Raw genomic sequence first — 784 nt, 5'->3', positions numbered from 1 at the left:
CCAACCCCGTGCGCTTTTTCGCCGATACGACCGCCGCGCAGCTGCTCTACGCGCAGCCCGCTGCTTACTACGGCGGCCCGTGGCCCCGGCTGGGGCTGCGCGGCGAAGGCATTGGGCAGGCGTATATGAAAGGCGACCAGCAAGTTCCCGGTCCGATGGGTTTCAGTCAGAAAAACGCCTTTTCGTTGCCCGACCAGCAGCGCCTGCTGCGCACCATACTATTCCCCGAAACAGTGCCGCCCGCCCAACGCCTGCGCCTCGGCCCTGACGACTACGCCCGCATGCGCGCCGCCCTCTCGGAGCTGCCGCGCGAAAGCCAGTACCCACAGTACGACGCAGCGCATTTTCCTGATACCTACGCCAAGTTTCTGCTGGGCGGGGCCGGGCTGGCGCCATTGCCGCCGGGCGTGCGGGTGTTCAATAAAATCGGGCAGGCCTACGGCTTCCTCATCGACAACGCCTACGTGCAGGACGAAGCCCACGGCGTCGAATTTCTGCTCAGCGCAGTGCTCTACGTGAATGCCGACGGCGTATTGAACGACGATAAATACGAGTACGATAGCATCGGCTTCCCTTTTCTACGCGACCTGGGTCGGCGCGTGTACGAAGCCGAATTGCGGCGGCGCGTTGAGGGACGGTAGGTGCCGCGAGGCGGAGCACCCTACAAAAACCGGGCTTTCAGCTCGGGCGTGGGCAGCCAGCAGCTTTCCTGCCGGCCAAACCAGCGGTAGCGGTGCCGGGCCACGAAGTGGTAGGCGGCGTCGCGCCAGGCGCGGGGCAGCAG

The 784-nt window shown here is 65.2% G+C and carries 1 pseudogene; it reads left to right on the top strand.

Annotation, left to right across the window (positions count from 1 at the left end):
• A pseudogene (locus ACYVDE_RS24880) lies at positions 1-641 on the top strand (serine hydrolase); the annotation flags it as partial.
• Between the last annotated feature and the right edge of the window lie 143 nt (positions 642-784).

This window comes from Hymenobacter agri (genome assembly GCF_054778495.1).
The sequence above is the reverse complement of the archived record's forward strand: the minus strand, read 5'-3'. Positions and strand labels throughout refer to the sequence as shown.